Source organism: Immundisolibacter sp. (assembly GCF_028696615.1).
In the GTDB taxonomy this organism is placed as follows: domain Bacteria; phylum Pseudomonadota; class Gammaproteobacteria; order Immundisolibacterales; family Immundisolibacteraceae; genus Immundisolibacter.
Window position 1 is genome coordinate 1 of the sequence record NZ_JAQVGQ010000142.1, and the last position, 7,212, is coordinate 7,212.

Sequence of the window (7,212 nt, forward strand, 5' to 3'; positions counted from 1 at the left end):
GAACGAATGGTGTAGTCCTGATACGCCGGCACCGCCAGCGCGGCCAGGATGCCGATGATGGCCACCACGATCATCAGTTCGATGAGCGTGAAGCCTTGTTGCAGTTGCTTCATTGCGGTTCTCCCGTGAGGGTGGTTGCGAGGTCGCGTCGGCGGTTGGGGGCCGCCTGGGCCGGACCGACGGGTCGTCGGCCGGCTGCGGACGGTCTTGAGCCGGCGCGCCTCGCAAGTTTAGCAACACCCGTGCCAGACGGCGTGCGTTGCCCCGGCCCGGCAGCGGGCGGGCTGCGGCGCCGCACCGCCGCATCGCCGCCGGGCGCTGGATTGGCGGGCATTTTTTGCCTTGCGCCGCCCGCCGTCGGCCGGCCCGAGCTGCGGGTTTGGCGGCGCCGCGGCGTGCCGGCCGCGGCACGGAGAGCGCAGGCGGTGACGAAAAACGTCAAAAAGTGACCATTCGCGTCCCGCCCGGCGGACCCCCTCCCGGCCTTGCGGCCACCCTCTCCCGCAGGCGGGAGAGGGGAAGAAACGGGCTGTCGAACGCGGCGTCCTTTTCCCTTTTCCGCTTGCAGGAGAGGGGCGTGGCGCGTGTTCGCGGCTGAAGCCGCTCCTACGGGGTGCCGGGGTGTGGTGGGTTCGCGGCTAAAGCCGCTCCTACGAATCGGTTCGAATCGTCTTCCTGTAGGAGCGGCTTCAGCCGCGAATCCGCCTGGCGCCCAGCCCCGTCCGGGCCCGCTCAGTCGCCGGCCAGCGCCTGGCCGTCCAGGAACTGCCAGGTGCGGGTGATGACCAGGATGTCGGCCTCGGCGCGGATGTCGGCCGGAAACGGCGCGTACGGCGCCGCCCAGCGCACGATGTCCTGCGCCGCGCGGTCGAGCACGGGATGACCCGAGCTGCGGCGCAGCGTGGTGTCGACCAGGCTGCCGTCGGGGGCGATGCGCACGGTCAGCAGCAGGCTGCCGGTGAGGCCCTGCTTGCGGGCGTCTGCCGGGTAGTTGAGCTTGCCGACCGCCTCGACCTTGCGCCGCCAGGCTTCCATGTAGGCGGCGTATTTGTATTCGCGCGTGCGGGCGGTGATGAATTTCTCGCGCGGAATCTTGGCGTACGCCCGCTGCTGGGCGTCCAGGCGCGCCTCGAGTTGCGCATACTGCCGCGCGCCGCTGAGCAGCTGGTCGGCGCTTGGCGTCTGCGGGGCGGGTTCGGGCTTGGGTGCGCTCGCCAGCTGCGCCTTTTTGGGTTTGGCTGCCGTCAGCAGCCGGCGCTGGATGGGGGCGGGCGCGGCCACGGCCGGCACCGGCCGTGGCGAGGGGGCGATGGCGGCCGGCGCCGGCCGGCCGGGGGCGACGCTGGTCGGCAGGCTGGGCTTGCGCCGGTTGCCGCCGCCGTCGCGGCTGACTTCGGCCAGATAGTCGGCCTGCTTGGGCGGCTTTTTGGCCGCCGGGCGCTGCACCAGGGTGATTTCGAGCCGCGGCGCGGCCGGCGGCGCCGCCGGCCGGGGCGGCGCGATGTGCAGGCCGAGCGCCAGCGCCAGGTGCACCGCCAGCGCATAGAGCACGGTCAGCGCCAGGCGCTGGCCGGCCGGCGCGGGCAGCGCGGCGCCCAGGCGCGCCTCAGCGGCTGGCGAGCCGCTTTTCGATGGCGTCGAAGACTTGTCCTGCAATGTTGAGGCCGTACAGCGCGTCCAGCTCGCGCGCGCAGGTGGGGCTGGTGACGTTGATTTCGGTCAGATACTCGCCGATCACGTCCAGGCCCACGAACAGCAAACCCTTCAGGCGCAAGGTGGGGCCGACCTGCTCGGCAATCCAGCGGTCGCGGGCGGTCAGCTCGCGGCCTTCGCCGCGGCCGCCGGCGGCGAGGTTGCCGCGCGTCTCGCCGGGCGCCGGGATGCGCGCCAGCGCGTGCGACACGGGCTCGCCGTCCACCATCAAGATGCGCTTGTCGCCGTGGGCGATGTCCGGCAGGTAGCGCTGCGCCATGATCGGCCGCCGCTGGTGGCGGGTCATGGTCTCGATGATGACGCCAAGGTTGGGGTCGCCGTCGCGCAGGCGGAACACCGACGCGCCGCCCATCATGTCGAGCGGTTTCAGGATGATGTCGCCGTGCTCGTCCAGAAACGCCCGGATGTGCCGGTCGGAACTGGTCACCAGCGTCGGCGGCGTGCACTGGCCGAACCAGGCGGTGTAGAGCTTTTCGTTCACCTCGCGCAGCGCCGCCGGGCGGTTCACCACCAGCACGCCGGCGTGCTCCGCGCGTTCGAGCAGGTACGTTGTGTACAGGTATTCCTGGTCGACCGGCGGGTCCTTGCGCATCAGCACCACGTCGAGCTCGGTGAGCGGGCCGAACACCTCGCCACGGAACGCGAACCAGCGCTTGGGGTCGTCGAACACCTCGACGAGGCGCCGGCTGGCGAACACCTGCCCGTCGCGCATCAAAAGGTCCGACTGCTCCATGTAGTGCAGCTCGCAGCCGCGGCGCTGGGCTTCGAGCATGAGCGCCAGCGTGGTGTCTTTTTTCGGTTTGATGTGGTCGATGGGGTCCATGACGACCCCGACGCGGTACTCAGCCATGAGCGGCCATCTCCCGGGCGGCGGCCAGCAGCGCCAGTCGCGCCACCACGCCGTAGGCGTAAAAACGGTTCGGTGCGGCGTCCGGCGCCTTGGCGCAGTCCGGCGTGTTGCACGGCTCGACGAAGGCCAGCGGCTCGAAGTGCATGCCGGGGGCGTTCAGGTTCTCGTCCGGGCCGCGCTCGGTGTGCACGCGGTAGAAGCCGCCGACCACGTGCTGGTCGATCATGTACACCACCGGCTCGGCCACCGCCGGCGGGTCGCCGACGGTCTCGAAGGTGTACACGCCTTCCTGGATGATGACCTCGCGCACCGCCCGGCTGTCCTTGCTGGCGGCCATGCGCTTGCGTTCCTTGCGGTTGAGATCCCGCACGTCGTCCACGCTGCGGGCGGTCATCACGCCCATGCCGTAGCTGCCGGCGTCGGCCTTGATGATGACGAACGGCTCGCGGTCGATGCCGTACTCGCGGTACTTGCGGCGGATGGATTCGAGCAGCACCTCGACGTTGCCGGCCAGGCACTGCTCGCCCTCGCGGGCCAGGAAATCCACCTGCCCGCACTGGCGAAAGTACGGGTCGATGAACCAGGGGTCCAGGTCGATGCGGGCGCCGAACTCGCGCGCCACGTCGCGGTAGTGGCCGAAATGCACCGACTTGCGGCGCGAACTCCAGCCGAGCGCCATCGGCGGCACGATGGTCTGCTCGATGCCTTCCAGGATGGCCGGCCGGCCGGCGGACAAATCGTTGTTGAGCAGCACGAAGCACGGATCGAAGCCGGCCACGCCCACGCGGTTGCCGTGCCGCTGGATGGGCTCCAGCAGCAGGCTGGCGCCGGACGGCAGCTTCACCGTCTGCGGCTCTGCGAGGTCCGCCAGCAGCGAGCCGATGCGCACGGCGTAGCCGGCGGCTTCCACGATGCGCCGCAGGGCGGCGACGTTTTCCAGGTAAAAGAGATTCCGGGTGTGGCTTTCCGGCACCAGCAGCACGCGGCTGCTGCGCGGACACACGCGTTCGAGCGCCACCTGCATGGCCTGCACGCACAGCGGCAGGAAGCGCTCGCCGAGGTTGTTGAAGCCGGCCGGGAACAGGTTGGTGTCGACCGGCGCCAGCTTGAAGCCGGCGTTGCGCAGGTCCACCGAGCAGTACACCGGCGCCGGGGTGGCGCGGAACTGTTCGCGAAACCAGCCCTCGATGGCGACCTGCGCCTGCAGCAGCTGGGTTTCCAGGCGCAGCAGCGGCCCGGTCAGGGCCGTGGTCAGGTGCGGCACCGTCGATAGGGCGGGCGAGGGCTCGGTCATGGTGTCGTCGCCGTGGCAGGGTGGCCCGGTATTGAAGCACAGCCGGCGCCTCGGCCCGGCCGTGCGCCGTCAGCCGGCGGCCTCACGCGCCCGCGCCGGCACCGCCGCCTCCAGCCACAGGCCGATCTCCACCGCCTGGCGCGGCGGGATGTGGTAGAAGTCGGTGGCGCGCAGGGCATTGCGGAACATGAACACGTACAGCCGCTCGCGCAGGCGGTCCAGCCAGGGCATGTCTGGCGGCACGATCAGCGTCTCGCGGCCGATGAAGTAGGTGATCTCGGCCGGGTCCACCGGCAGGCCCTTGGCGGCGGCCAGCTCGAGAGCGCGCGGCAGGTCCGGGCTCTCGGCGAAGCCGTAGCGCACGAAAAGCCGATAAAAACCCTGTTCGAGCGGTTCGATCACCAGCCGCTCGTCCGGCGGCACGCGCGGCGTGTCACGGTTTTCCACCGTCAGCAGGATGACCCGCTCGTGCAGCGCGTGCGCGTGGCGCAGGTGGTGCTGCAGCGCCGGCGGGGCGCCCAGCCGCGGCGCGGTCAGGAACACCGCCGTGCCCGGCACGCGGGCGATGCGCTCACGCGCCAGGCGCGAGAACATCACCGGCAGCGGCATGGTTTCGGTGGTCAGCATGCCGATCAGGTTGCGCCGGCCCCAGCTCCAGGTGCTCATCATGCCGTACAGCAGCGCGGCGGCGGCCAGCACCATCCAGCCGCCGGCCGGCACGCGCAGCAGGTTGGCGCTGAAGAACGACACGTCCACCATGACGAACAGCCCGCAGGTGCTGGCCGCCGCCGCCAGTGGCAGCCGCCAGCGCCAGCGCATGGCCAGAAACAGCATCACGGTGGTGATGATCATGGTGGTGCTGATGGCGATGCCGTAGGCGTTGGCCAGCGCGCCGGACGAGCCGGCCTTCAGCACCACCACGGTGGTGACCAGCATCAGCAGCGTGTTCAGCGCCGGCACGTAGATTTGCCCGCCGGCCTCGGCCGAGGTCTGCACCACCCGCACGCGCGGCACCACGCCCATCTGGATGGCCTGGCGCGTCAGCGAGAAGGCGCCCGAGATCACCGCCTGCGAGGCGATCACCGTGGCGGCGGTGGCCAGCGCGATCAGCGGGTACAGCGCCCAATCCGGCGCCAGTTCGAAAAACGGCTGCTCGACCGGCGCCGGCGAGTTCAGGATCAGCGCCCCCTGCCCGAAGTAGCACAGCGCCAGCGCCGGGAACGCCAGCCCGAACCAGGCGTACTGGATCGGCCGCCGGCCGAAATGGCCGAGGTCCGCGTACAGCGCCTCGGCGCCGGTGACCACCAGGAACACCGAGCCCAGGATGTGCACCGCGGTCCAGCCCTCGTGCAGCAGGAAGGCCGCCCCGTAGGCGGGGTTGATGGCCGCCAGCACGCCCGGGTGTTTGACCACCTGCGCCGCGCCGAGCAGGGCGATGCAGAGGAACCACACCGTCATGATCGGGCCGAACCACACGCCGATGCGCGCCGTGCCGCCGCGCTGGATGCGAAACAGGCCCAGCAGGATGCCGACCGTGAGCGGCAACACCACCGGTTCCAGCGCCGGCGCGGCCACTTCGAGCCCCTCGACGGCGCTCAGCACCGAGATGGCCGGCGTCAGCACGCCGTCGCACAGCACCAGCGCGGCGCCCAGGATGGCCGCCTTCTGCAGCCAGGCGCCGCCGCGGTGGCGCTGCGGACGCAGCAGCGCCAGCAGCGCCAGGATGCCGCCCTCGCCGCGGTTGTCGGCGCGCAGCACGAACAGCTGGTACTCCACCGACACCAGGATGACCAGCGTCCAGAAAATCAGCGACAGGATGCCGAGCACGTTGTCGGGCGTGGCCGTGACACCGTGCGACAGGCACTCGCGCAGCGCGTAGATGGGACTGGTGCCGATGTCGCCGTAGACCACGCCGAGCGCGCCCAGGCTCAGCAGGCCGAGGCGCTTGAGGCCGGTGACGGGGGCGGTCTGCGTCATGCGTGGCGGCGGCGGTCGGCCGTGGGCTCAGGCACAGCACACGCCGGTGCCGCCGAGGCCACAGTAGCCGCCGGGGTTCTTGGCCAGGTACTGCTGGTGGTAGTCCTCGGCGTAGTAGAACGGCCCGGCCGGGGCGATTTCCGTCGTGATCGGCCCGTAGCCGGCGGCGGCCAGCGCCGCCTGGTAGGCGTCGCGCGAGGCCTCGGCCGCCGCCTGCTGGGCGGCGCCGAAGGTGTAGATGGCCGACCGGTACTGGGTGCCGATGTCGTTGCCCTGGCGCATACCCTGGGTCGGGTCGTGGCTTTCCCAGAACACCCGCAGCAGCGCCGCGTAATCGATCTTGGCCGGCTCGAACACCACCAGCACCACCTCGGCATGGCCGGTGCCGCCGCTGCAGACCTCTTCGTAGGTGGGGTTTGGCGTGTGGCCGCCGGCGTAGCCGACCGCGGTGGTGTAGACGCCGTCCAGTTGCCAGAAGCGCCGCTCGGCGCCCCAGAAGCAGCCCATGCCGAACAGCGCCTGCTCGAGGCCGGCCGCAAACGGGCCCTTGAGCGGCCGGCCGTGCACGAAGTGGCGGTCGGTCAGCGGCAGCGGCGTGCTGCGGCCGGGCAGCGCCTGCGCCGCGCTGGGCAGTGTGAGCGGCTTACCGAACAAAGGCATGGCTTCCCCCCGCGGGTGGCGGCATGTCGATCGATGGCGAAAAATTCCAGCCCTGGAATTGTTCGGCTCGCGCGGCGCGGTACACCTGCGCGCCGCGCTCCCTGAATCACTGTCTTACGGCCTCGATTCGGGCCGGGCATCCTGCCCCGCAGGGAGCCGCTGAATACATCCGCGGTTCCCGAAGCGGCGGATTATAGGCGGGTGGTCGCCGGCGGCTCGGGCGCGTTCAGCCCAGCGACGGCACGGCATACAGGTCATGCTCGTCGGCGTCTTCCACGTCCACCAATAGGATGTCGCCCACCGCCACGCCGTCGGCATCGGACAAATACACCACGCCGTCGATCTCGGGCGCGTCGGCGGTGCTGCGGGCGATGGCGCCCTCGTCGCCCACCTCGTCCACCAGCACCTCGATGGTCTGGCCGATCCTGGCCTGCAAACGCTGCGCGCTGATGGCGGCCTGCTTTTGCATGAAGCGCGCCAGGCGCTCCTGTTTCACTTCTTCCGGCACCGCGCCCGGCAGTGCATTGGCCGCCGCGCCGGCCACCGGCGAGTACGGAAAACAGCCCACGCGGTCGAGCTGGGCCTCGTCGAGGAAGTCCAGCAGGCGCTCGAAATCGGCCTCGGTCTCGCCCGGAAAGCCGACGATGAAGGTGCTGCGGATGGCCAGTTCCGGCACCACCGCGCGCCAGGCGTGGATGCGTTCGAGCGTGTTTTCCAC

The 7,212-nt window shown here is 70.6% G+C and carries 6 protein-coding genes and 1 pseudogene; all 7 read right to left on the bottom strand.

Going from position 1 to position 7,212, the window contains the following annotated elements:
- Positions 1–113 (bottom strand): prepilin-type N-terminal cleavage/methylation domain-containing protein (locus PHC73_RS09755; protein ID WP_300127337.1); only part of this gene is annotated, 113 nt, incomplete at its 3' end.
- Positions 114–732: 619 nt separating this feature from the next.
- Positions 733–1,656, bottom strand: coding sequence for an energy transducer TonB (locus PHC73_RS09760; protein ID WP_300127324.1), 924 nt, complete (start codon positions 1,654–1,656; stop codon positions 733–735).
- Positions 1,607–2,563: a glutathione synthase gene (gene gshB / locus PHC73_RS09765; protein WP_300127326.1), complete on the bottom strand. Its 957-nt coding sequence runs from the start codon at positions 2,561–2,563 to the stop codon at positions 1,607–1,609. Before gshB ends, PHC73_RS09760 begins: the two co-directional genes overlap by 50 nt.
- Positions 2,556–3,857, bottom strand: coding sequence for a glutamate--cysteine ligase (gshA, locus tag PHC73_RS09770; protein ID WP_300127329.1), 1,302 nt, complete (start codon positions 3,855–3,857; stop codon positions 2,556–2,558). Before gshA ends, gshB begins: the two co-directional genes overlap by 8 nt.
- A 69-nt stretch (positions 3,858–3,926) precedes the next feature.
- Entirely contained in the window at positions 3,927–5,834 is a 1,908-nt protein-coding gene (locus PHC73_RS09775) for a KUP/HAK/KT family potassium transporter (RefSeq protein ID WP_300127332.1), read from the bottom strand.
- 27 nt (positions 5,835–5,861) lie between these two features.
- Positions 5,862–6,494 carry a peptide-methionine (S)-S-oxide reductase MsrA gene (gene msrA, locus PHC73_RS09780; RefSeq protein ID WP_300127335.1) on the bottom strand — a complete coding sequence of 211 codons (633 nt, stop codon included), beginning with the start codon at positions 6,492–6,494 and terminating at the stop codon, positions 5,862–5,864.
- 226 nt (positions 6,495–6,720) lie between these two features.
- Positions 6,721–7,212: pseudogene (gene rimO / locus PHC73_RS09785) on the bottom strand (30S ribosomal protein S12 methylthiotransferase RimO); the annotation flags it as partial.

Bases quoted from the DNA above. Each gene is read 5' to 3' on its own strand.
- msrA (WP_300127335.1), bottom strand. From the start codon at position 6,494: ATGCCTTTGTTCGGTAAGCCGCTCACACTGCCCAGCGCGGCGCAGGCG.
- gshB (WP_300127326.1), bottom strand. From the start codon at position 2,563: ATGGCTGAGTACCGCGTCGGGGTCGTCATGGACCCCATCGACCACATC.
- PHC73_RS09775 (WP_300127332.1), bottom strand. From the start codon at position 5,834: ATGACGCAGACCGCCCCCGTCACCGGCCTCAAGCGCCTCGGCCTGCTG.
- gshA (WP_300127329.1), bottom strand. From the start codon at position 3,857: ATGACCGAGCCCTCGCCCGCCCTATCGACGGTGCCGCACCTGACCACG.